Origin of the sequence: Pseudomonas sp. RW407 (assembly GCF_003176655.1) — a bacterium.
Taxonomy (GTDB): domain Bacteria; phylum Pseudomonadota; class Gammaproteobacteria; order Pseudomonadales; family Pseudomonadaceae; genus Pseudomonas; species Pseudomonas delhiensis.
Genome location: NZ_QGSL01000029.1, coordinates 443,864 through 444,296 on the forward strand (window position 1 = coordinate 443,864; position 433 = coordinate 444,296).

Genomic DNA, 433 nt, shown 5'->3' on the forward strand with positions numbered 1-433 from the left:
TGCCGAGTTCCAGCTGACCATCACCGAGCGCAGCGGCAACAACCTGTCCAACGACCGCATCAGTGACCCGCGCGCCGGCCAGCTCAGCTCGGTGCAGGAAGTCTGGGGCCGCGGCCAGACCTGGCGGCTGACACAGATGTGGTACAAGCAGACCTTCCTCGACGACGCCCTGGACGTGAAGTTCGGCCGCTTCGGCGAGGGCGAGGACTTCAACAGCTTCCCCTGCGACTTCCAGAACCTGGCGTTCTGCGGCTCGCAGGTGGGCAACTGGGTGGGCGGCATCTGGTACAACTGGCCGGTGAGCCAGTGGGCGCTGCGGGTGAAGTACAACCTGGGCCCCGAGTTCTTCGTGCAGGTCGGCGCCTACGAGCAGAACCCCTCGAACCTGGAGACCGGCAACGGCTTCAAGCTCAGCGGCAGCGGCACCCAGGGC

The 433-nt window shown here is 66.3% G+C and carries 1 protein-coding gene; it reads left to right on the forward strand.

Going from position 1 to position 433, the window contains the following annotated elements:
* Nucleotides 1–433, forward strand: a 433-nt coding sequence (locus DK254_RS34285; protein WP_177412018.1) for a carbohydrate porin, incomplete at both ends; no start/stop codon positions are given.